General features: G+C 68.8%; 20 protein-coding genes. 8 read left to right on the forward strand and 12 right to left on the reverse strand.

The genetic code is table 11. The features are described from left to right. Positions 1–134 precede the first annotated feature (134 nt). Together N5C18_RS07685 and N5C18_RS07690 are read left to right on the forward strand one after the other, a co-directional pair. On the forward strand, positions 135–707 hold the full coding sequence (locus tag N5C18_RS07685) for an Ax21 family protein (RefSeq protein ID WP_008268412.1): 573 nt from the start codon (positions 135–137) through the stop codon (positions 705–707). A 199-nt stretch (positions 708–906) separates the two neighbouring features. After that, positions 907–1584: a response regulator transcription factor gene (locus N5C18_RS07690; RefSeq protein WP_053509545.1), complete on the forward strand. Its 678-nt coding sequence runs from the start codon at positions 907–909 to the stop codon at positions 1582–1584. Positions 1585–1590: 6 nt separating this feature from the next. On the opposite strand, the gene N5C18_RS07695 is transcribed toward N5C18_RS07690, so the two are convergent. Beyond that, positions 1591–1980, reverse strand: a complete 390-nt coding sequence (locus N5C18_RS07695; protein ID WP_271260284.1) for a DUF6165 family protein — start codon at positions 1978–1980, stop codon at positions 1591–1593. Positions 1981–2159: 179 nt separating this feature from the next. On the opposite strand from N5C18_RS07695, the gene N5C18_RS07700 reads away from it, so the two are divergent. After that, positions 2160–2858, forward strand: a complete 699-nt coding sequence (locus tag N5C18_RS07700) for a TorF family putative porin (protein ID WP_279944182.1) — start codon at positions 2160–2162, stop codon at positions 2856–2858. Here N5C18_RS07700 and N5C18_RS07705 read toward each other — a convergent pair. Further along, entirely contained in the window at positions 2855–4003 is a 1149-nt protein-coding gene (locus N5C18_RS07705; RefSeq protein ID WP_345782062.1) for an MFS transporter, read from the reverse strand. The two genes, N5C18_RS07700 and N5C18_RS07705, sit on opposite strands and share 4 nt — an antisense overlap. A gap of 144 nt (positions 4004–4147) precedes the next feature. On the opposite strand from N5C18_RS07705, the gene N5C18_RS07710 reads away from it, so the two are divergent. Next, positions 4148–5035, forward strand: a complete 888-nt coding sequence (locus tag N5C18_RS07710; protein WP_279944184.1) for a LysR family transcriptional regulator — start codon at positions 4148–4150, stop codon at positions 5033–5035. Here N5C18_RS07710 and N5C18_RS07715 read toward each other — a convergent pair. Continuing rightward, positions 5004–5471, reverse strand: a complete 468-nt coding sequence (locus N5C18_RS07715) for a DUF1456 family protein (RefSeq protein ID WP_279944185.1) — start codon at positions 5469–5471, stop codon at positions 5004–5006. The genes N5C18_RS07710 and N5C18_RS07715 overlap by 32 nt on opposite strands. A gap of 114 nt (positions 5472–5585) precedes the next feature. Here N5C18_RS07715 and N5C18_RS07720 point away from each other — a divergent pair, with 114 nt between their 5' ends. After that, positions 5586–6338, forward strand: coding sequence for an SDR family NAD(P)-dependent oxidoreductase (locus N5C18_RS07720; protein WP_008265780.1), 753 nt, complete (start codon positions 5586–5588; stop codon positions 6336–6338). Between the two features lie 129 nt (positions 6339–6467). On the opposite strand, the gene N5C18_RS07725 is transcribed toward N5C18_RS07720, so the two are convergent. The 4 genes from N5C18_RS07725 to N5C18_RS07740 all read right to left on the reverse strand — a co-directional run bounded on the left by N5C18_RS07725 (position 6468) and on the right by N5C18_RS07740 (position 10599). Continuing rightward, complete coding sequence (locus N5C18_RS07725) at positions 6468–7373, reverse strand: SPOR domain-containing protein (protein WP_053509552.1); 906 nt, start codon at positions 7371–7373, stop codon at positions 6468–6470. Positions 7374–7394: 21 nt separating this feature from the next. After that, positions 7395–9083 carry an arginine--tRNA ligase gene (gene argS, locus N5C18_RS07730; RefSeq protein WP_053509554.1) on the reverse strand — a complete coding sequence of 563 codons (1689 nt, stop codon included), beginning with the start codon at positions 9081–9083 and terminating at the stop codon, positions 7395–7397. A 114-nt stretch (positions 9084–9197) separates the two neighbouring features. Continuing rightward, positions 9198–9902, reverse strand: a complete 705-nt coding sequence (gene radC, locus N5C18_RS07735; RefSeq protein WP_080375962.1) for a DNA repair protein RadC — start codon at positions 9900–9902, stop codon at positions 9198–9200. 70 nt (positions 9903–9972) lie between these two features. After that, positions 9973–10599 carry a response regulator transcription factor gene (locus N5C18_RS07740; RefSeq protein WP_053448560.1) on the reverse strand — a complete coding sequence of 209 codons (627 nt, stop codon included), beginning with the start codon at positions 10597–10599 and terminating at the stop codon, positions 9973–9975. Between the two features lie 200 nt (positions 10600–10799). Here N5C18_RS07740 and coaBC point away from each other — a divergent pair, with 200 nt between their 5' ends. From coaBC to N5C18_RS07755, 3 genes are read left to right on the forward strand one after another with little or no spacing between them, the layout of a single operon-like run. Beyond that, entirely contained in the window at positions 10800–12089 is a 1290-nt protein-coding gene (gene coaBC, locus N5C18_RS07745) for a bifunctional phosphopantothenoylcysteine decarboxylase/phosphopantothenate--cysteine ligase CoaBC (RefSeq protein WP_008265288.1), read from the forward strand. Then, complete coding sequence (gene dut / locus N5C18_RS07750) at positions 12086–12559, forward strand: dUTP diphosphatase (RefSeq protein ID WP_021204751.1); 474 nt, start codon at positions 12086–12088, stop codon at positions 12557–12559. The genes coaBC and dut overlap by 4 nt, the downstream gene beginning before the upstream one ends. A 12-nt stretch (positions 12560–12571) precedes the next feature. Further along, positions 12572–14920, forward strand: coding sequence for a phosphomannomutase/phosphoglucomutase (locus N5C18_RS07755; RefSeq protein ID WP_279944187.1), 2349 nt, complete (start codon positions 12572–12574; stop codon positions 14918–14920). 95 nt (positions 14921–15015) lie between these two features. Here the strand turns inward: N5C18_RS07755 and N5C18_RS07760 are convergent, their stop codons facing one another. From N5C18_RS07760 to kdpA, 5 genes are read right to left on the reverse strand one after another with little or no spacing between them, the layout of a single operon-like run. Then, complete coding sequence (locus tag N5C18_RS07760; protein ID WP_004153862.1) at positions 15016–15729, reverse strand: response regulator transcription factor; 714 nt, start codon at positions 15727–15729, stop codon at positions 15016–15018. Beyond that, positions 15710–18370: a sensor histidine kinase KdpD gene (locus N5C18_RS07765; RefSeq protein WP_164086514.1), complete on the reverse strand. Its 2661-nt coding sequence runs from the start codon at positions 18368–18370 to the stop codon at positions 15710–15712. Before N5C18_RS07765 ends, N5C18_RS07760 begins: the two co-directional genes overlap by 20 nt. Positions 18371–18421: 51 nt before the next feature. Next, on the reverse strand, positions 18422–19072 hold the full coding sequence (gene kdpC, locus N5C18_RS07770; RefSeq protein ID WP_053448565.1) for a potassium-transporting ATPase subunit KdpC: 651 nt from the start codon (positions 19070–19072) through the stop codon (positions 18422–18424). Further along, positions 19069–21126, reverse strand: a complete 2058-nt coding sequence (gene kdpB / locus N5C18_RS07775; RefSeq protein WP_053509563.1) for a potassium-transporting ATPase subunit KdpB — start codon at positions 21124–21126, stop codon at positions 19069–19071. Before kdpB ends, kdpC begins: the two co-directional genes overlap by 4 nt. A gap of 10 nt (positions 21127–21136) precedes the next feature. Next, positions 21137–22846 carry a potassium-transporting ATPase subunit KdpA gene (gene kdpA, locus N5C18_RS07780; protein WP_164086517.1) on the reverse strand — a complete coding sequence of 570 codons (1710 nt, stop codon included), beginning with the start codon at positions 22844–22846 and terminating at the stop codon, positions 21137–21139. Positions 22847–22851: the final 5 nt, after the last annotated feature.

Below are 22851 nucleotides of genomic sequence, written 5' to 3' on the forward strand. Positions count from 1 at the left end.
CAAGGCAAAAAATTCAGCAATGCGAAGACCGCTGTTTTCAGGGAGCGTTGTGGCGAATAACGGAGAATTTACATTCCCGATGCGATGGCGCCCTGGCGCTGCTGCACACCATAAGAAAGTAAAGGTGTACCCCCATGAAGAATTCGCTGATTGCTCTGGCCCTGGCCGCTGCCCTGCCGTTCACCGCTTCGGCCGCTGAGAACCTGTCCTACAACTACGCCGAAGCCAACTACGCCAAGACCGACAACGATGCGTTCAAGTCCGACGGTTGGGGCGTGAAGGGTTCCTACGGCTTCCTGCCGAACTTCCACGCCTTCGGTGAGTACAGCCGCCAGGAGTTCGACCACACCAACATCAAGCTGGACCAGTGGAAGATCGGTGCCGGCTACAACGTTGAAATCGCTCCGTCGACCGACTTCGTTGCCCGCGTTGCCTACCAGAAGCTCGACCAGAAGCACGGTCTGGACTTCAACGGCTACAGCGCTGAAGCCGGTGTCCGCACTGCCTTCGGCGCCCACGCCGAAGTCTACGGCCTGGTCGGCTACGAAGATTACGCCAAGAAGCACGGCGTCAATCCGGATGGCCAGTGGTACGGCCGCCTGGGTGGTCAGGTCAAGCTGAACCAGAACTGGGGCCTGAACGGCGAGCTGAAGATGAACCGTCACGGCGACAAGGAATACACCGTCGGCCCGCGCTTCAGCTGGTAATTGCTGCCCCGGCGCGATCGCGCGCTGGAAAAGCTCCGACAGGCCCGGCTTCTGCCGGGCCTGTTGCGTTTGCGAAGGCGCAAAACCGAATGCCATCTGACTGATGGGTCAGGCAGGCCTGGCATTGCAAGGAATTGGATTCCGCCGCTGCGGTCTCCGTTCTACCGTGGCTGTCCCATGTTGCTGGACATGCCCCCCCATGCCGCCCGCACTTCCACCCCTGCTTCCCGACCGGCCCCAACGCCTGGCATTGCTGGACCCGCATCCGGTATTGCGATTGGGCGTGGAAGTGCTGTTGCGACAGCAGAGTGGCGTGCAGGTCCGGGTGAGCCTGTCCAGCGAGGCGCATCTGCTGCAGCTGCTGGAGCGCAGCCCGACCTGTGTGGACCTGCTGCTGATCGACGCGCTGCCGATGGGCGATCTGGGCGATGGATTGGCCCTGCTGCGCCGCTTGTCGCAACGCTGGCCGGCGCTGCCGGTGCTGGTGTTGTCGGCACACTGCAACGCCAGCACGGTGACCACCAGCATGCGTGCCGGCGCGCGTGGCTTCCTGTCCAAGTCGACCGCGCCGGATGTGTTGCTGCACGCGATCGACGTGGTGGCCCGCGGAGGATGCTTCGTGCCACCCGAGCTGCGTGCGGAACTGAACGCATCGCGGGCGCGCAGCACGCCGGCGCCGGTGCTGGCGCCGTTGAGCCGACGCGAGCGCGAAGTGCTTGGCCTGGTGCTCAAAGGGGTCAGCACCAGTGAAATGGCCCTGCGATCGGGGCGTTCGGCCAGCACGATCAGCTCGCAGAAAACCTCGGCCTACCGCAAGCTCGGCATCCGCGGCGACGGCGACCTGTTCCGCTTCCGCCACCTGCTCGATTGCGGATGAGCGGGCTTATTCGCCCTGGTACTGCTTCTCTTCCACCAGCGCCGAGCCGGCCACGCGGTTGATTTCGTTCTTCACCTGCACGCGTTCGCCGTTGGTGCCATAGACGCCACGCGCCAGCTGGATGAACGCATCGTCGAACACCTGGGCCGCTTCCTTGTCGCGCAGCTGGTCCTGGATGTCCCACATGCGCTCGTTGATCACCTTCAGCTGCTGCTTCAGCGCGGCCAGCGCCGGCTGTGCCTGCAGCTGCTGCTGCAGCAGCGGCAGAAGGCCGTCCAGCTCGGTGCGCACATTGGCCAGCTTGGCGGCATCGCCGATGCGCTCGGCCTTGATCTCGAGAATGGTGATCTTGTCGATCAGCTCGCCGATCGATACCGGGGTCAGGATGGCGTCCACGTGGTTGGTTCCTGGAAACAGGCCAGCATGATAACGCGCCCATGTCGATGCGCCGCCCCTCCACGGGATTTACGCCGAATTTGCGCTGCGGGCCGGGCAACGCCCTCGATCCGTTACGGCCCGGCCCTCGACACTGCCGTCCCGGCGGCAGGACCGCCTTCGACGAGGAAAACAGTGCAGTGAACAGCAAGGGGACGATGGCGGCCATTGTGGCCGCCCTGGCAGGGCTGCTCGCAATCGGCAGTGCGCAGGCCCAGGTACAGGTCAGTGGCAGCGCGGCGTTGACCAGCGACTACGTGTGGCGTGGCAGCTCGCAGAGCGACGGTGACCCGGCGGTGCAGGCCGGTGCGAAAGCAGCCATCGCATCGGGCTGGTACGCCAGCGTGTGGGGCTCGAACGTATCGTTCAGGCCGGACAACGGCGCGCGCAGCGAGTTCGACCTGGTGGCGGGCTGGTCGGGCACGCTCGCGCCGGACTGGGCGCTGGATGCCAACCTGACCCGCTATGTGTACCCGGGCACCGGTCGCGCGCTGGACTGGACCGAACTCAATACCACCGTGACCTGGAAGCAGCGCGCCTGGCTGCAGCTCGCGCATTCCAACGACGCGCTGGCCGGGGGTCATCGCGGCACCTATGCCCAGCTGGGCGTGCGTGTGCCGCTGCACGAGCGGCTCCGCCTGGAAGCGGCGGTGGGCCAGTACTGGCTGGCCACCGCGCAGGGGCCGGATTACCTGCATGGCCAGCTCAGTGCGGTTGCCACGCTGGCGCCGGCATGGGAGCTACGCGCCACCGTGCACGACACCGACAGTGCGGCCAAGCGCCTGTTCCCGGGCAATGCCGGTGGACGCTGGGAGCTGGCGCTGCAGGGCAGCTTCTAGTTCGACGCCGCAGCCTGGCGCGCGCGCAGCGCGCCGGGCAGCCACAGCAGCAGGGCCAGCACCGCCACCGCGGCACCAGCCACGCACACGCCGGTCCAGCCGAAGCGCTGGTAGACCTGCGCCGACAGCAGCGAGCCCAGCGAACCGCCGATGAAGTAGCCGGTCATGTAGCCGGCATTGAGCCGGTTGCGTGCGGCAGGCTGCAATGCATAGATCAGGTTCTGGTTGCTGACGTGCAGCAACTGCGCGGCCAGGTCCAGCACCACCACGCCGACCAGCAGCGCCAGCAGCGAATGTGCAGACAGCCCTAGCGGCAGCCATGACAGCAGCAGCAGCACCAGTGCGATGGCGGTGGCGCGGCCAGTCTGCCCGCGATCGGACATGCGCCCGGCCAGGCCCGCGGCCAGCGTACCGGCGGCACCGACCAGTCCGAACAGGCCGATGGTGGCATCGCTGTACTCATACGGCGGTTGTGCCAGCAGGAAGGCGAGCGGGGTCCAGAAGATCGCGAACATGGCGAAGCTGCAGGCACCGAGCAGGGTGCGCTGGCGAAGCACCGGTTCCTGCACGAACAGCACGCCGATCGAGCGCAGCAGCGCGAAGTAGCCCAGGCCGGCGCTGTGATGGAAACGCGGCAGCCCGCGCTGCAGCGCCAGCGCGGTCAGCACCAGCGTGCCGGCGGCGATCGCATACACCAGGCGCCAGTCGCCCAGGCTGGAAAGCAGGCCGGCCACGGTGCGTGCCAGCAGGATGCCCAGCAGCAGGCCACTCATCAGCGTGCCGACCACCCTGCCCCGATGCTCCGGCGCGGCCAGCGTGGCGGCGAACGGCACCAGCACCTGCGCCACCACCGAGAACAGGCCGGTGATCGCGGTGCCCACCAGCAGCCAGGTCAGCGACGGTGCGCAGGCGCTGATCACCAGGCCGCCCGCCGACAGCAGGCTCATCACCACGATCAGGCGGCGGCGTTCGAACAGGTCTCCCAGCGGCACCAGCAGGATCAGCCCGGCGGCATAACTCAGCTGCGCTGCGGTGACCACCATGCCGACCTGGCCGAACGGCATGCCGAAGGCATCGGCGATGGTGTGCAGCAGTGGCTGCGCGTAGTAGTTGCTGGCCACCGCGACACCGGTGGCGACCGACATCAGCAGCACCTGCCAGCGATGCAGTGGGGGGAGAGTGGGGCTCACGCGATGTTCCAGAAAGCGGGGGTGCACAGTGTCCGCCTGCTGCAGCCATGATGGAAATGAATCATCATCATCCCTGTCATCTGGAATTGAGATGGTTGCGTGAATCTCAAGCAGCTCGAATTCGCCGTGGCCCTGGCCGAGGAGGGCAACTTCACCCGTGCCGCCGAGCGCTGCCACGTGGTGCAGTCCGCGCTCAGCCACCAGATTGCCTACCTGGAGCAGGAACTGGGCACGCCGCTGTTCGAGCGCCTGCCGCGCCAGGTACGCCCGACCACCGCGGGTGAGGCGCTGCTGGTGCATGCGCGCCAGGTGCTGGCCAGCCTGCGCCACCTGCGCGCCGACGTGGCCGCCGTCAGTGGTGAAGTACGCGGGCTGCTGGCGATCGGTCAGATTTCGTCGCTCACCGACATCGACGTGGTGGCGATGCTGGCCGCCTTCCAGCAGGCGCACCCGCAGGTGGAGTTCCAGCTGCGGGTAGAGAAAAGTGAAGTGCTGATCGCGCAGGTACAGTCGCGCGAGCTGGATGTGGCACTGGTCGGGTTGGCGCCGTCGGCGGCGCTGGACGGCGTCTGCCACCGCATGCTGCAGGAGGAGGATCTGGTGGCGGTGCTGGCGCCGTCGCACCGGTTGGCCAGGCGCAAGCGGCTGCCCCTGGCCGAACTGCAGGATGAGGCACTGGTCGACTTCCCGCGCGGTACCGGCGCGCGCCGGCAGACCGATGAGGCGTTCGCTGCTGCGGGACTGCCGCACACGGTGCGCTTCGAGGTCAACCTGATGGAACTGGTCGAGCGTTTCGTCCGCCACGGGTTGGCGGTCGGCATCGTGCCGGCGTTGATCGCCGACGGTTTCGAGGGCGTGGTGCAGATTCCGCTGCAACCCACCCCGACCCGCCGCGTACATCTGGTCTGGCAGCGGGTGCCGACGCCGGCCGCGCGCGCGTTCGTCGAGGCCGTGCTCAGCCGCGCAGGCGCAGGCTCAGGCCCTTGAGGAAATTGCGCAGCATCTGGTCCAGGCAGCGCCGGTAGTTGGCATGGCCGGGCTGGCGGAACAGTGCGCCGACTTCCGACTTGGATGCCTTGAAACCGGCGCTGGCGAAGATCTCCATCAGGTCCACGTCACGCAGCTGGAAGGCCACCCGCAGCTTCTTCAGCACCAGGTTGTTGTCGATGCGGGTTTCCACCGCACGCTGCGGCTGGCTCTCGTCGCGGCCGCGCAGGTGCACGATCAGGCCATCGAGGAAGTGCGCCAGCGCGCTGTCGCTCATTGCTTCGAAGCCGGCTTCGTCCTCGCGGCGCAACCAGGCCTTGACCTGCTCGTTATCCACGGCGAACGCCGGATCGGCCATCTGGCACAGGGTCACCACGTGGTGGTCGCCCAGGTCCAGGGAGTAGCGCACGCTGCGCAGGACATCGTTGTTGATCATGGCGCAATTGTACCGGTCACCCCGACAGGTGGGGCCGGATCTGGCCGATCCGGCAACGCAAGCCCCGGCCGACGGTGCCAGAATGGGGGTCTGGTTCCCCACGGAGTTGCCTGCATGACCCGCACCGTCCTGATTACCGGCGCCACCTCCGGCTTCGGCGCCGCCGCCGTCCACCGCTTCGCGCAGGCTGGCTGGAAGGTGATCGCCACCGGCCGTCGCAGCGAGCGCCTGCAGCCGCTGGTCGAGCGCTATGGCAAGGACGTGGTGCATGCCGCCGCCTTCGACATCCGCGATCCGGTGGCGATGGAAGCGGCCCTGCTGGCGTTGCCGCCCGCGTTCGGCGAGATCGATCTGCTGGTCAACAACGCCGGCCTGGCGCAGGGCACCGCGCCGGCGCAGGGCGCCAAGCTGTCGGACTGGACCACGATGATCGACACCAACATCACCGCACTGGTGACCCTGACCCATCGCCTGCTGCCGCAGCTGGTGGAGCGCAAGGGCGCGATCATCAACATCTCGTCGGTGGCCGGCGTCTATCCGTATCCCGGTGGCAATGCCTACGGCGGTACCAAGGCCTTCGTCAGCCAGTTCTCGCTGGGCTTGCGCTCGGACCTGCACGGCACCGGCGTGCGGGTGACCACGATCGAACCGGGCATGGCCGAAACCGAGTTCACCGTGGTGCGTACCCATGGCGACCAGAACGCGTCGGACAAGCTGTACAGCGGCGCGAACCCGATGACCGCCGAGGACATCGCCGAACAGATCTTCTGGGTGGCCACGCTGCCGCCGCACCTGAACATCAATCGCCTGGAACTGATGCCGGTCAGCCAGTCGTTCGCCGGTTTCCAGGTCGCCCGCGAAGGCTGAAGCCCTTGTAGAGTCGAGCTTGCTCGACTGCTCTTCTGTTGTTGAACGACAGTCGAGCATGGCTCGACGCTACGCAAGCAAAAAAAAAAGCCGGGCAATGCCCGGCTTTTTCCGTTCAGGCCCGAAGGTTCATTGCGCCTTGATCGCCATCGCCTGCAGACCGGTGCCATCCAGCTTCTGCTTGGCCTCGGACAGCTCGCCGGCGCTGCCATACGGCCCCATGCGCACGCGGTACACGGTCTTGCCGTTGATCTGCGCCGACTCCACGCGTGCGGCCAGGCCCATCATCGCCAGCTTGGCCTTGGTCGCTTCGGCATCGCCGGAAGCACCGAACGCGCCGGCCTGCAGGATGTAGCGGGCGTTGTCCACGGCGGCCGGTGCGGCAGCGGCCGGGGTGCTGGCTGCTGCCGGTGCGGTTTCCGCGCGCGCGGCCGGCGTGGCAGCGGCGGTGCTGGTCGATGCCGGCGGCGTGCTGGCCGGCGGCGTTGCGGCGGCCGGACGCTCGCTCAGCGGAGCCGGCAGCGGACGGTTGGTGGCGGTCACCTGCGCGGTGCTGGCGACGCTGGCGGTCGTTGCCGGTGCAGCTGCGGTGGCCGCAGCCGGCGGTACCGGCTTGCCTTCCAGTGCGGCCTGCGCGCGCTGCGCCTCGGCCTTGGCCCGGCGCTGGTCTTCGGCGCGCGCGCTGGCGGCCAGTTCGGCGTCGGACATTTCAACTTCCTTGCCCGGCAGCAGGGTGTAGAAGTCGTACTGGGTGGCGGCCGGCTTTTCCGCTTCGGCCGGCTTCGGCGTGGCCGGCTGCGCGGCCGGCTGGGTACCGACATCGCTGTCGGCATCGGCGACCGGGGCCGGCTGCGCGTTCGGGTTCGGCTGTGGGCCGGCGCGAAGGAAACCATCGCCTTCGCCCTTGAACAGGTTCGGCGCCGCCAGGAACACCACCGCAGCAATGGCCACACCGGCGACCAGCCACACCCATCCGGGTGTGCCCTGGCTGCCGCTGTTGCGTCGTGCCTGGCTTTTGCCGCGTCGTGCTGCCATGAGTACTGCGTCTCCTGATGCTTACATTTTTTCCGGGGCGCTGACGCCCAGGAGGTCGAGGCCGTTGGCCAGCACCTGGCGCGCCGCGCAGGCCAGGGTCAGCTTGGCATTGCGATCAGCGGCGTCATCCACCAGTACCGGCGTCCCGTGATACCACGTGTGGAACGCATGCGCCAATTCACGCAGGTACTGCGCCACCAGATGCGGTTCCAGCGCCACGCCGGCCGCTTCCACCACTTCCGGATACCGCGAGATCTCGTTCATCAGCAGCAGCGAGGCGTCGTCGGCCAGGCGGCCGAGATTGGCCAGGCCGTTGCCCTGCTCGTACACCAGGCCCTTCTCCTGCGCCTGGCGCAGCAGGCTGCAGACGCGGGCATGCGCGTACTGCACGTAGAACACCGGGTTGTCGTTGCTCTGCTGGCGGGCCAGGTCGATGTCGAAGGTCAGCTGCGAATCGGGCTTGCGCGCAATCAGGAACCAGCGGGTCGCGTCGCGGCCGGCTTCTTCGATCAGGTCGCGCAGGGTGAAGTAGCTGCCGGCACGCTTGGACAGCTTCACTTCCTCGCCGCCGCGCATCACGGTGACCATCTGGTGCAGCACGTACTCCGGCCAGCCCTGCGGGATGCCCACTTCCATCGCCTGCAGGCCGGCGCGCACGCGCGCCAGCGAGCCGTGGTGGTCGGCGCCCAGTTCGGTGATCGCACGCTCGTAGCCGCGCTGCCACTTGGACAGGTGGTAGGCCACGTCCGGCACGAAGTAGGTGAAGGTGCCGTCGGACTTGCGCATCACGCGGTCCTTGTCGTCACCGAAGTCGGTGCTGCGCAGCCACAGCGCGCCGCCTTCCTCATAGGTGTGGCCGGAGGCCTGCAGCTTGGCCACCGCTTCGGCTACCTTGCCGTCGGCATACAGCGAGCTTTCCAGGAAGTAGATGTCGAAGTCGACGCCGAACGCGGCCAGGTCCAGGTTCTGCTCGTTGCGCAGGTAGGCCACGGCAAAGCGGCGGATCGCCTGCATGTCATCCGGGTCCTTGGCGCCGACCACGGTGCTGCCTTCCAGATCGACGCTGGCGCCGGCCATGTAGGCGCGGGCCACGTCGGCGATGTATTCACCGCGATAGCCGCCTTCCGGCCAGCCGTCCTGGTCTGGTGCGATGCCCTTGATCCGGGCCTGGGTGGACAGCGCCAGGTTCTCGATCTGCACGCCGGCATCGTTGTAGTAGAACTCGCGCTTGGCGTTCCAGCCATTGGCATCGAGCACGCGGGCCACGCAGTCGCCGATCGCCGCGGCGCGGCCGTGGCCGACGTGCAGCGGGCCGGTCGGGTTGGCCGACACGTATTCCACGCCTACCGTGCGGCCATTGCCGGACAGGTTGCGGCCGTAGTCATGGCCTTCCTTGATCACCGACGCGGCTTCGCGCTGGTACGCGGCCGGGGCCAGGTGGAAGTTGATGAAGCCAGGGCCGGCGATCTCGACCTTGCTCACGTCCTCGCTGCGCGGCAGCGCCTCGACCAGCGCCTGTGCCAGTGCGCGCGGATTGCTGCGCGCGGCCTTGGCCAGCAGCATGGCGGCGTTGGTGGCGAAGTCGCCGTGGTCGCGGGTCTTCGGGCGCTCGACCACGAAGTCCGGCGGCAGGGAGTCGGCGGGCAGGGTGCCATTGGCGCGCAAGGCTTCGATGCCTTGGCTGATCAGGGCGCGGAGGAGATTTTTCACGAGGCCTGCTGTGAGAATGAGCGGCGGAATCGCCCATTTTAGCGCAGATACCAGTGACCACGCTGACCAGGACATGCCTGCGGGGCCGGCCGGTGGCGCCGGGCGGGCGTGCGCTCAGCCGAACAGGCGGGGCTGGGGCGGGGACAGCAGGCCTCGTTCAGCAAACGAAACGGGGCGGCCCTCGCCCACCACGAAGTGGTCCAGCAGGCGCACGTCCACCAGCGCCAGCGCCTGCTGCAGTTCATCGGTGATGCGGGTGTCGGCCCCGGAGGGCTCAGGATCGCCCGAGGGATGGTTGTGGCTCAGGATCACCGCCGCCGCGTTGTGCAGCAGGGCACGCCGCACCACTTCACGCGGGTAGACCGGGGCGGCGTTGATGGTGCCGTGGAACAGTTCCTCGCAGGCGATCAGGCGGTGGCGATTGTCCAGGAACAGGGCCATGAAGATCTCGCGGGCCTGGCCGCGCAGGCGGTGCTGCAGGTAGCGGCCGACCGCGGCGGGGTTGTTGCCGACCGCCTCGCCGTGCTCCAGCTCGGCGGCAAGGTAGCGGTGGGCCAGCTCCAGCCCGGCTGCCAGCGTGCAGCTGCGCGCCGGGCCAAGCCCGGGCAGGCGGGCCAACTCGCGGGCGGGGCGGGCGAGCAGCGTCCGCAACGGACCCTGCGCCTGCAGCAGGTCACGCGCGGTCTGCACGGCATCGCGGCCACCGAATCCGGAGCCGAGGAACAGTGCCAGCAGTTCGGCATCGGAAAGTGCCGCAGGCCCGCGGGCGATCAGCTTCTCGCGGGGACGTTCCTGTTCGGGCCAGTCGTGGATGGGCATGCGCGCATCATCGCGGGCCCAGCCGCCGGCTCCCATCAGGACACGCCGCGGCCCCGGGTCGGTCGATGCCTCACTCGCGCCGGGTCTTCAGGTAATCGAACAGCTCCTGGTTGTTCTGCAGGCCCAGCTTGCGCTTGGCTTCGGCCTTCTGCCGGCTGATCGTCTTCGGGCTGCGCCCGCAGCGCTCGGCGACGGCGTTCACGTTGAGGCCGGCCGCGAGCAGATCCAGCACTTCCTGCTCGCGTGCCGACAGCGGCGCCGGCTCGCGTGGGAACAGCAGGTCACGGGCCTGCAGGTGGTGGCGCAGCTGCTGGGAGACGAACACCTGCCCGGCCAGTGCCGCGTTCAGCGCCTGCGGCAGTTCGGTGAAATCGGCGCATTTGTCGACCAGGCCGCTGATGCCTTCGCGCAGCAGGCCGTCGAGCAGCCCGGGATGGCGTGCGCCGGTCAGCACCACCACCGGCAGGCCGGGATGGCGAGCGCGCAGCGCATCGATCAGTTCCGGACCATCCGGGCCGTCCCCCGGCATCGACAGGTCGGTCAGCACCACGTCGCAGTCGTGGCGGGCCAGCAGCTGCAGCAGCCCGGCGCCGTCGCAGGCACTGCCGACGACCTGCATCAGGTGGGCCTGCAGCACGATGCGGATGCCGTGCAGGACCACGGGATGGTCGTCGGCGATGATGATGCGCGGATGCACGCGGCTCCTCGGAGATCGAACAGACCCCTGCGCGCAGCGGCCAACGCCTGATTCTGCAAAAGGGCAGGGCCACAGAGGTATAGGAAAGGTCCGAAAGCGTTGCCGGTGAACCCCGGGTCGATGCGGGAGGACTCCATCTGCTCATAGCTGTGCGCTATGTGCGCCATGCACCGGGACATTACCGGCCATCGGGTAAGCTAATGCCCTCGTTTGCACAGGAATTCCAGGTGGCTGACTCCCCCAACGCTTCCCCCGCGCCGGCCCGCGCGCTGGAAGGTCAGAAACTGCTGTTGTGCGTGGGAGGCGGGATCGCAGCCTACAAGGCCCTGGAACTGGTGCGGCGCCTGCGCGACGCGGGGGCCCAGGTGCAGGTGGCAATGACCGCCGGTGCCCAGCAGTTCGTCACGCCGCTCAGCTTCCAGGCGCTGTCCGGGCAGCCGACCCGCACCACGCTGTGGGACAGCGCCGCCGAACAGGCCATGGGCCACATCGAACTGGCCCGCTGGGCCGACCGCATCGTGGTCGCGCCCGGTACCGCCGATCTGCTGGCACGGCTGGCCCAGGGCCACGCCGATGACCTGGTCAGCACCCTGTGCCTGGCCAGCACCGCGCCGCTGACAATCTGCCCGGCCATGAATCACCGCATGTGGCTGCATCCGGCGACCCAGGCCAACATCGCCCTGCTGCGCCAGCGCGGTGCGCAGGTGATCGGCCCGGTCGACGGTCCACTGGCCGAAGGCGAATCCGGCCCCGGCCGGCTGGCCGAGCCGGGCGACATCGTCGCCGCGCTGGCCGCCAACGGCGGCGCAGCGGCCCCCGTGGCGCCGCCGGAGACCCGCGCGCTGCAGGGCCTGCGCCTGCTGATCAGTGCCGGCCCCACCTATGAGGACATCGATCCGGTGCGCTACGTGGGCAACCGCAGCAGCGGCAAGATGGGCTTCGCCCTGGCCGCCGCAGCGGCGGCGATGGGTGCGCAGGTGGTGCTGGTCAGCGGCCCGGTGCAGCTGCCGACGCCGCCCGGCGTGCAGCGTGTCGATGTGCGCTCGGCCGCGCAGATGCGCGACGCCGTGCTGAAATCGCTGCCGGCCGACATCTATATCGGTGCCGCCGCGGTGTCCGATTACACGCCGCGCCAGGTGGCCGCGCAGAAGCTGAAGAAGACCGCCGACAGCCAGTCGCTGGTGATCGAGCTGGTGCGCACGCCGGACATCCTGGCCGAGGTCGCCGCGCAGACGCAGGCGCTGAAGCTGGTGGTCGGCTTCGCCGCCGAGACCCACGACGTGGAGAAATACGCGCGCGGCAAGCTGGTCGACAAGCGCCTGGACCTGGTGATCGCCAACCAGGTCGGCATCAGCGGCGGCGGCTTCGAGAGCGACAACAATGCCGCCACTGCCTTCTGGCAGGACGGTGAACAGGTATTCCCGGCCACCTCCAAGCGCGAGCTGGCCGAACAACTGCTGGCGCTGATCGCGCGGAGACTCCAGGCATGACCCAGGCTTTCACTTCCCAACCGCTGCAGGTCAAGCTGCTCGATCCGCGCTTCGGCGACAGCTGGCCGCTGCCGGCCTATGCCACCGAAGCCAGCGCCGGCATGGACCTGCGCGCGGCGCTGGATACCGCGCTGACCCTGCAGCCCGGCGATACCGCGCTGGTCCCCAGCGGCCTGGCCATCCACATCGCCGATCCGAACCTGTGCGCGGTGATCCTGCCGCGTTCGGGGCTGGGCCACCGCCACGGCATCGTGCTCGGCAACGGTACCGGCCTGATCGACGCCGACTACCAGGGGCCGCTGCTGATCAGCGTCTGGAACCGTGGCCGCGAGGCCTTCACCATCGAGCCGGGCGATCGCATCGCTCAGCTGGTGGTGGTGCCGATTGCCCGCGTCAGCCTGCAGGTGGTGGATACTTTCACCGACAGCGTGCGGGGAACGGGTGGATTCGGCCATACCGGGGTGCGTTGACAGGGGACATCGATGAGCGGCATCGGGGAAGGACAGCGGGGACGGTCGTTGGGACGCAGCGCGCCACTACTGGGGGTGCTGCTGGTCCTGCTGGCCGGCTGGTTCGGATGGAGCGCGGTGCAGCAATGGCGGCAGGAGGCCAACGGCCAGGCGCTGGAACACGCGCGTGACCAGGCCGTGCAGGGGCTGCAGGAGGCCGCCGCTGGCCAGCTGAAGCAGCTGCAGCAGCAGTTGAAGAATGAACGCGTGCAGCAGGCCCTGCAGGCCGGCGATGCCGCCGCGGCAGCACTGGCCGTGCGCGAGAGCTGGACCGGCGTGGAGCAGGTGGACGTGCTGGCCGCGGATCTGGCCAACGCCTACGCCGACCCGGCCACCTTCGGCTATGCCCGATTGGCACTGCTGGAAGCCGCACTGGCCGACGGCAAGCCGCGCCTGCGCGTGGTCCGCGACGGCGGTGGCAACCGCCTTGGCCTGGCGGCACCGGTCGAGCTGGGCAACCTGGGCCCGGCCGTGCTCTATGTGCGCCAACCGTTGCTGCGCCTGACCTCGCCGCTGGACCAAGTGAGTGCGCCGTCCACCGGCTTCCTCGGCCTGCGCCAGGGCTCGCACGATCTGGTGACCCAGGGCAATGCTCATCTGGCTGAGAGCGCCGAGGCGCTGGCGCGGCCGGTGGCCGGCACTCCGCTGCGGCTGGTGGCTGCGGTGCCCAATGTCGAACCGGGTCCGCTGGGACTGGGGGCGCTGGCCAGTGCCATCGTTGCGCTGCTGCTGGCCTTCATCGCGGTGCTGCTGGTGGTCGGTCGTGGCCGCCTGCCGAAGGCACTGCCGCTGCCGCGCCGCGCCGCGGCGGCGGACGCCGATCATGGTCCGACGCTGAGCGAGAGCCTGCAGATGGCACCGCCGCCGGTGGCCACCGCCGCCGCCAGCGAGGAAGGCGCGCCCCCACCCCCGCCACCGGTACCGGCCGAGGAACTGGCGGCCGGTATCTTCCGCGCCTACGACATCCGTGGCGTGGTCGGCAGCGAGCTGACGCCGAAGACCGCGGCGCTGATCGGCCAGGCCATCGGCACCGCGGCACTGGAGCAGGGTCTGCGCGAGGTGGTGATCGGTCGCGACGGCCGCCTGTCCGGGCCGGAGCTGGCCGCCGGCCTGGCCGAAGGCCTGCGTCGTGCCGGCTGCGCGGTGATCGACATCGGCCTGGCACCGACCCCGCTGGTGTACTACGCCGCCTTCCATCTGCGTACCGGCACCTGCGTGGCGGTCACCGGCAGCCACAACCCGCCCGAGTACAACGGGTTCAAGGTGGTCATCGGCGGCGAGACGCTGTCCGGCGATGCCATCACCGATCTCTACCAGCGCATCATCGAGGGCCGCCTGGTGCAGGCCGCCGAACCTGGCGATTACCAGCAGCGCGATGTCAGCGCCGACTACATCCAGCGCATCGCCGATGACGTGCAGCTGGACCGCCCGTTGAAGGTGGTGGCCGACGCCGGCAACGGCGTCGCCGGCGCGCTCGCACCGCAGCTGCTGGAAGCGATCGGCGCCGAAGTGATTCCGCTGTACTGCGATGTCGACGGCAGCTTCCCCAACCATCATCCCGACCCCAGCGAACCGGCCAACCTGGAAGACCTGGTGCAGACGGTCAAGCGCTTCGGCGCCGATCTCGGCGTGGCGTTCGATGGCGATGGCGACCGGCTGGGCGTGGTCACCGGCGAAGGCAGGATCATCTATGCCGATCACCTGCTGATGCTGTTCGCGGCCGACGTGCTGATGCGCAACCCGGGCGCGATGGTGATCTACGATGTGAAGTGCACCGGCAAGCTGTCCGACCATGTGCTGCGCAACGGCGGCAGCCCGCTGATGTGGAAGACCGGTCATTCGCTGATGAAGGCGAAGATGCGCGAGACCGATGCCGAACTGGCCGGCGAGATGAGCGGCCACTTCTTCTTCAAGGAGCGCTGGTTCGGGTTCGACGATGGTCTGTACGCCGCCGCGCGCCTGCTGGAAATCCTGGCCCAGCGCGAGGAATCGCCGGACGAAGTGCTGGGCGAGCTGCCGCAGATGGTGGCCACGCCCGAACTGAAAGTACCGGTGGCCGAGGGCACGCCGCACGCGCTGGTGGCGATGCTGGTGGCAGCGGCGCAATCGCCGGACAACCCCTATGTGGGCGGCCGACTGTCGACCATCGACGGCCTGCGCGTGGACTTCCCCGATGGCTGGGGCCTGGTGCGTGCCTCCAACACCACGCCGGTGCTGGTGCTGCGTTTCGAGGGCAACGACGAGGCCGCACTGGAACGCATCCAGGCGTTGTTCCGCAGCCAGCTGCAACCGGTGCTGGGCGATACCCCGCTGGGGTTCTGATTGATCGGGATTGGATCGATCGGGTAGTGCCGGCCGCTGGCCGGCAACCTCATGAACCCCTGATCCATCCTGTGGTTGCCGGCCAGCGGCCGGCACTACCCCTTGAACCGCAGGCCCACGCCCGGTTCGGTGAACAGGTAGCGCGAATCCAGTGCCGAATCGCCCAGCTTGTGCCGCAGCTTGCCGACCAGGATGCGCAGGTAGTGGGTGTCGTGCTGATGGGTCGGGCCCCAGATCTCCTGCAGGATCTGCGGCTGGGTCACCACCCGCCCGGCGTTGCGCAGCAGCAGCGACAGCAGCGCGTACTCCTTGCGGGTCAGCGCCACCGGCTCGCCATCCAGCGCCACTTCACGGCGCACCAGGTCCACGTGCAGGTGGCCGTCGTCGAACACCGGCGGGGTGCCGTCACTGGGTACGCTGCGGGTGCGCAGCAGCGCCCGTACCCGCGCCATCAGTTCCTGCGTGCCGAACGGCTTGGTGACATAGTCATTGGCGCCGGTATCCAGCGCCCGCACCTTCTCGGCCTCGCCGGCGCGCACGGTCAGCATGATCACCGGCACCTGGCTCCACTGCCGCAGCTGTTCAAGCACCTCGTGGCCTTCCATGTCCGGCAGGCCGATATCCAGGATCACCAGGTCCATGTCCTCGCTGGCGGCCAGCTGCAGGCCTTCCTGGCCGGTGGCCGCCTGCCGCACCTGGTAGCCCTGCGCGCGCAGGCTGATGTCCAGGAACCGGCGGATCTGGGTTTCATCGTCGATCACCAGCACGCGCGCGGCCGGCACGCTGGCATCAATCGGGGTCGGGCTCATCGTGGGAGGCTGGCTTGAGCAGGGGCAGGGTGATGCGGATCAGGGTACCGCGACCGTCGCGTCCGGGCAGCGCCTGGACGCTGCCGCCATGCGCGCCGATCATGCCCTGGCAGATGGTCAGGCCCAGGCCGGTACCGTGGCGGCCACGGTCGCCGCGCTCGACGCTGTAGAACATGTCGAAGATGCGCGCGCGCTCGTCGTCGGGAATGCCGGGGCCGGCATCGATCACGTCGATGCGCAGCTGGCCATCCAGCTCGCGCGCCTGCACCTGCACGGCGGCATCCGGCGGCGAGAACTTGGCGGCGTTCTCCATCACGTTGAACACGGCCTGTTCCACCAGCGCCGGGTGCACCCAGATCGGTGCCAGCGTGGACGGAATGTCCAGCTCCAGCCGCACCTTGGGCTGGTAGCGCTGCAGGCGCCGCGCCGCCGAGCCGATCAGTTCATCCACGCCGATCCAGTCGCGGTTGATCTTCAGCCCTTCGTGGCCGAGCCGGGTCATGTCCAGCAGGTTCTGGATGTAGCGGTCCAGGCGCTCGCCTTCGACCAGGATGGTATCGAGCAGGGCACGGCGATCGGTCGTGTCCATCGCCGCGCCATAGCTGGCCAGGCTGTCGGCCGAACCGATCATCGCCGCCAGTGGCGAGCGCAGGTCATGCGACACCGAAGAGAGCAGGGCCGAGCGCAACCGTTCGGTCTCGTTGCTCACATGGGCCTGCTCCAGCTCTGCCACCAATCGCGTGCGCAGCGCGGCCTGGGCGATGTCGTCGACCATCGCTTCGGCCAGCTGCCGCTGCTCGGGCAGCAGGCGTGCCTGCGCGCCGGGCAGGTACAGGCCGGCCACGCCGATCGCATGGTCTTCGCCATCCAGCAGCGGCAGGAACCACCATTGCGCCCCTGCGAGGGTGTCGGTGAAGCGTCCACTGGGCTGGCCGTGGCGCAGCGCCCAGTCGGCGGCGGCCAGATCGGTGTCGCCGGGCTGGCTGCGGCCCCCGGCCGCGGTATCGGTGCCGATCCGCAGCCACGCCGGCACATCCATGGCCTGTTCCAGCGCATGCCGGCCGGCCTGTGCCACCTCGCCGTTGCCGGCGGCGCTGGCCAGCTGCCGGCCCAGCTGCTGGCGCGCGCGCGCGTGGCGGTTGGCCGCGCGCAGCGCGATCACCTGCATGCGCAGCCGCGAGGCCAGGCGTCCGGCCACCAGGGCGGCGGCCAGGAACAGGAAGACGGTGATCACACCCTGCCGTGCACCGATGGCAAAGGTGAAGCGCGGCGCGATGAACAGGAAGTTGTAGGCGAGGAAGCACAGGATCGCCGCCATCACCGCCACGCTGGCACGCGTGCGTGCGGCCACCAGCACCACCGCGACGATGAACACCATCGACAGGTCGGCCATGCCCACCCAACGCTCGGCCAGCCAGGCCACCACGCAGGCCAGCGCCGTGGCGATCAGTGCCTGCACCGGCTCGTGGCTGAAGCCACGCACCGGTGCCATCAGCCCCTCGCGGCGCGAGCGTGCACGTGCCTGCGGCGTGCTGATGATGGTGATCTCGTAGTGCGCGCCGCGCTGGATCAACTGTTGGGTCAGGGTGCGGTTGAACATCCGTGCCAGCGGTCGCTCGCGGGTGCGGCCCAGCACCAGGGTCGACACGCCATTGTGTGCGGCATGGTCGAGCAGGGCATCGGCGATGCTCGATCCATGCAGCAGTTCAGCATCACCGCCCAGACGCCGCGCCAGTGCGAAGGCCGCATCGATCTCGCGGCGGGTCGCATCATCCTGGCGACGCCCCTGCACGGTCACCACCGTCCATGGCGCATCGCGGCGTTCGGCGATGCGCCGTGCCACCCGCACCAGGTACTCGCTCTGGCCGCCGCCATCGATGGCCACCAGCACGCCGCGGCGCAGTGGCAGGTTGCCTTCACCGCGTGCGGCGCGGGTCTCGCGCAGGCTGCTGTCGACGCGGTCGGCGGCTTCCTGCATTGCCAGTTCGCGCAGGGCGGTCAGGTTGGCCGGCGAGAAGAACGCCTGCAGCGCCTGCGTGGCCTGCTCGGGCACATAGACCTTGCCCTGCTGCAGGCGCGCGATCAGTTCGCGCGGCGGCAGGTCGACCAGCACGATGTCATGCAGGCGGTCGAGCACGCCGTCCGGCACGGTCTCGCTTACACGCACGCCGGTGATGCGCATCACCACGTCGTTGAGGCTTTCCAGGTGCTGGATGTTGACCGTGGTCCAGACGTCGATGCCGGCGTCCAGCAGTTCCATCACATCCTGCCAGCGCCGCTCGTGGCGGCTGCCCGGCGCGTTGCGATGGGCCAGTTCGTCCACCAGCACCAGTGCGGGATGCCGGGCCAGCACGGCGTCCAGGTCCATCTCCTGCAAGGTGTGGCCGTGGTAGGCCACTTCCTTCAGCGGCAGCTGCGGCAGGCCTTCCAGCAACGCCTGGGTATCGGCGCGGCCATGGGTTTCCACCAGGCCCACCACCAGGTCGACGCCGCGACGTAGCTGTTCCTGCGCGCGGGTCAGCATGGTGTAGGTCTTGCCCACGCCCGGCGCCGCGCCGAGGAATACCGTCAGCTTGCCGCCGGCTTCGCGTTGCAGGCCTTCGACCAGGGCATCGGCCTGGCGGGTACGTGCATCAGTCATGGGTGCCGCTGTCATGGCTGCCATTGTGCGCGCAGCGGGTGCAGGCCGGCATCACGGCGCCTTGGCGGCGTGGTCCAGTGCGAAGTTCAGGGTTACCACGTTCACCCGCGGCTGGCCGAACAGGCCCCACTGGCGACCTTCGGTATGCGCCTGCACCAGCGCCTGCACGCGCTCCACCGGCAGGCCACGGGCACGTGCCACGCGCGCCACCTGCAGTTGTGCCGCCTCTGGCGACAGTTGCGGATCCAGGCCACCTGCGGACTGGGTGACCAGGTCCGCCGGCACCTGTGCCGGCGCTACGCCTTCGCGTGCGGCCACCGCCGCGGTGCTGGCGGCTACGCGTTCGGCCAGCGCCGGGTTGCTGCGCGCCATGTTGGAGCCCGCTGCGGCCATCGGATCGTAGTTGGCGGCCGACGGCCGGGCCTGGAAATAGCCATCGCCGGTGAACGGCTGCGACAGCCACGCCGAGCCGCGTACCTGGCCGCTGCCATCACGCAGCAGGCTGCCTTCGGCCTGGGTCGGGTAGGCCAGGCCGGCGAAACCGGTGGCGATGCCGGCGTAGACCGCTCCGGCCAGCAACAGCGTGGCCAGGCCCAGGCCGATGGCCGGGCGCCAGCTGGCGCCATCCTGCAGGCCGGCCACGCGGGCCTCGGCCTTGGCTTCGCGGGACAGGGAAGACGAAGTGGAAGCAGAACGGTTCATGCGCCGAATACCAGGACAAGAAGGAGGTCGATCAGCTTGATCGCCGCGAACGGCAGCAGCACGCCGCCGAGGCCGTACACCAGCATGTTCCGGCGCAGCAGCGCGGTGGCCGTGGCCGGGCGGAAGCGCACGCCGCGCAGGGCGAGCGGGATCAGTGCGGGAATCACCAGCGCGTTGAAGATCAGCGCGGCCAGCACCGCGTTGCGCGGGCTCGACAGCTGCATCACGTTCAAGGCGGCCATGGTTGGCACCGCAGCGGCAAACAGCGCCGGCAGGATCGCGAAGTACTTGGAGACGTCGTTGGCCAGCGAGAAGGTGGTCAGCGCGCCGCGGGTGATCAGCTGCTGCTTGCCCACTTCCACCACCGCCAGCAGTTTGGCCGGGTCCGAATCGAGGTCGACCATGTTGCCGGCCTCCTTCGCTGCCTGCGTGCCGGAGTTCATCGCCAGGCCGATGTCGGCCTGCGCCAGCGCGGGCGCGTCATTGGTGCCATCGCCCACCATCGCCACCAGGCGGCCGCCGGCCTGCTCCTGGCGGATGCGCGCCAGCTTGTCTTCCGGGCGTGCCTCGGCGATGTAATCGTCGACGCCGGCCTCGGCAGCAATGGCGGCGGCGGTCAGCGGGTTGTCGCCGGTGATCATCACCGTGCGGATGCCCATCGCGCGCAGCTGCGCGAACTTCTCGCGCATGCCGTGCTTGACCACGTCCGACAGCTCGATCACGCCCAGTACGTGGCGGCCCTCGGCCACCACCAGCGGGGTGGCACCGTTGCGTGCCACCTGCTCGACGCGCCCGGCCAGCTCGGCCGGCACCGTGCCACCCAGCGCCTGCACATGGTTGCGGATCGCATCCAGTGCGCCCTTCCGGATCTGCCGGCCATGTTCCAGGTCCACGCCGGACATGCGGGTCTGCGCACTGAAGGCCAGGTAGTCGGCATGGTCCGGCTCGGCGGTGGCGCAACCCTGCTCGCGGGCCAGGCGCACGATCGACTTGCCTTCCGGCGTCGGGTCGGCCAGCGAGGACAGCAGTGCCGCTTCACGCAGCTGGCTGGCGTCGATGCCGGCCAACGGATGGAAGTGGCTCGCCTGGCGGTCGCCGTAGGTGATGGTGCCGGTCTTGTCCAGCAGCAGCACGTCGACGTCGCCGGCCACTTCCACCGCCTTGCCCGACTTGGCCAGCACGTTGGCGGCCAGTGCACGGTTCATGCCGGCAATACCAATCGCTGGCAGCAGGCCGCCGATGGTGGTCGGGATCAGGCACACCAGCAGCGCGATCAGCAGCAGCGGATCGACCTTGACGCCGACCGCAGCACCGATCGCCGGCAGCGTCGCCACCACTACCAGGAAGGTGAGCGTCATCGCCGCCAGCAGCAGGGTCAGCGCGACCTCGTTCGGGGTCTTCTGCCGGTTGGCGCCCTCCACCAGCGCGATCATCCGGTCCAGGAAGCTGTGGCCCGGTTCGGCGGTCACCCGCACGATGATCTGGTCGGACAGCACCTTGGTGCCGCCGATCACGCCGGAACGGTCGGTGCCGGCCTCGCGCAGTACCGGTGCCGATTCGCCGGTCACCGCCGCTTCGTTGATGGTGGCCAGGCCCTGCACGATCTCGCCATCGGCCGGCACCAGTTCACCGGCACTGACGATCACATGGTCGCCCGGGCGCAGCTCGGCGGCCGGCACCTGGGCTTCTGCGGCGCCTGGCTGCGGAGCAGCCAGCCGGCGCGCCACCAGGTCCTGGCGGGCCCGGCGCAGCGAGGCGGCCTGGCCGCGGCCACGTGCCTCGGCCACGGCTTCGGCGAAATTGCCGAACAGCACGGTCACCAGCAGGATCGCGGTCACCGCCAGGCCGAAGCCCAGCGGCGCATTGCCGGTCAGGGTGACGATGGCGGCGACGATCGTGCCGGCCATCACCACCGCCATCACCGGGCTGCGCACCAGATGCATCGGCGACAGCTTGCGCACCGCTTCGACCAGTGCACGGCGCAGGCCGGCGCCATCAAGCAGGGCAGGGCGCGGTGCATGGGTACTACGGGTTGAACTTGCATGACTACTCATGGGGGTGTCCTCAGTGCAGTCCCAGGCTCAGGTGGTCGGCGATCGGGCCGAGTACCAGCGCCGGCATGAACTGCAGCACGGTCAGGATGACGATCACCGAGACCAGGGTCAGGGCGAAGGTCGGGGTTTCGATCTGCAGGCTGCCGGCAGATTCCGGCGCCTGGCGCTTGGCAGCCAGCTGTGCGGCCACCACCAGCGGAATGATCAGCAGCGGGAAGCGGCCCAGCAGCAGTACCAGCGAGCAGCTCAGGTTCCACCACAGCGTGGCGTCACCCAGGCCTTCGAAGCCCGAACCGTTGTTGGCATAGGCCGACACGTACTCGTAGAAGACCTGGCTGATGCCATGGAAGCCGGGGTTGGAGGTGCCGGCCAGGCCGGGCACGGCCAGGGTGATCGCGGTGAACACCAGCAGGGTGATCGGCTGCAGCAGCACCAGCAGGGCCAGCAGGCGCACCTGCGGCGTCTCCAGCTTGCGGCCGAACAGCTCCGGCGTACGCCCGGTCATCAACCCGGCCAGGAACACGCCCAGCAGCAGGTACACGATGAACTGCTGCAGGCCGCAGCCGATGCCGCCCCAGATCGCACTGACCAGCATGTTGACCATCGCGATGCCGCCACTCAGCGGTGCCAGCGAATCGTGCATGCCGTTGACCGAGCCGTTGGAGACCTGGGTGGTCACCGCCGCCCACAGCGCGGTGCCATCGGCGCCGAAGCGCACCTCCTTGCCTTCCATCAGCAGCGGGGTGGCGGCGCTGGCGCTGTGTCCTTCGCTCCACATCATCGCGCCGGTCGACAGCAGCGACATGCCCAGCATGCAGCTGAACACCAGGGCGCCGAAGCGGCGGCGGCCAGTGAAGGCACCGATCATGAAGATCACCGCCATCGGTATCAGCAGGATGCCGACGACCTCCAGCGCGTTCGACAGCGGGGTCGGGTTCTCCAGCGGGAAGCTGCTGTTCGGGCCGTACCAGCCGCCGCCGTTGGCGCCCAGCTGCTTGGCCGCGACCATCGCCGCGACCGGGCCCAGCGGCAGTTTCTGCCCGGCCATGCCGGCGCTGGCATCGATCGGCGTGGCCTGCGGGCCGCCCGCCAGGGTCGACGGTACGCCCTGGCTGGTCAGCAGCAGGGTCCAGACCAGGCACAGCGGCAGCAGGAAGCGCACGCACAGGCGCACCACGTCCACATAGTAGTTGCCCACCGCCACCTGGCGGTCATCGCCGGTACCGGTGGCCGCCGCAGCCTGCGGCGCACGCGAGAACAACGCGCGCAGCGTCGCCACGGCCAACGCCAGCCCCATCATCGGCGTCACCACCTGCAGGCCGGTGATGCCGGTCATCTGCGAGAGATAGGACAGCTGCGCCTGGCCCGAGTAGTGCTGCTGGTTGGTGTTGGTCAGGAACGAGATCATCGTGTGCAGCGCGGTGTCCCAGCGCATGTTCGGGATCTGGTCCGGGTTCAACGGCAACCAGGCCTGGGTCATGAACACCGCCTGGGTCAGCACCGCGACCACCACGTTGCTCAGCACGAAGGCCAGCGCATAGCCGCGCCAGGACATCGAACGCGACGGATCGACGCCGAATACCTTGTACAGCGGCTTTTCGATCCAGTGGAACAGCACGTCGACCTTCATCGGCGCACCGCGCATCACGCGCGCCAGGTACAGGCCCAGCGGCCACGCCAGCAGCAGGCTGGCAGCAATAATGACAAGCATCTCAGTCATGGCCG

Origin of the sequence: Stenotrophomonas sp. GD03930 (genome assembly GCF_029839665.1) — a bacterium.
Classification (GTDB): domain Bacteria; phylum Pseudomonadota; class Gammaproteobacteria; order Xanthomonadales; family Xanthomonadaceae; genus Stenotrophomonas; species Stenotrophomonas forensis.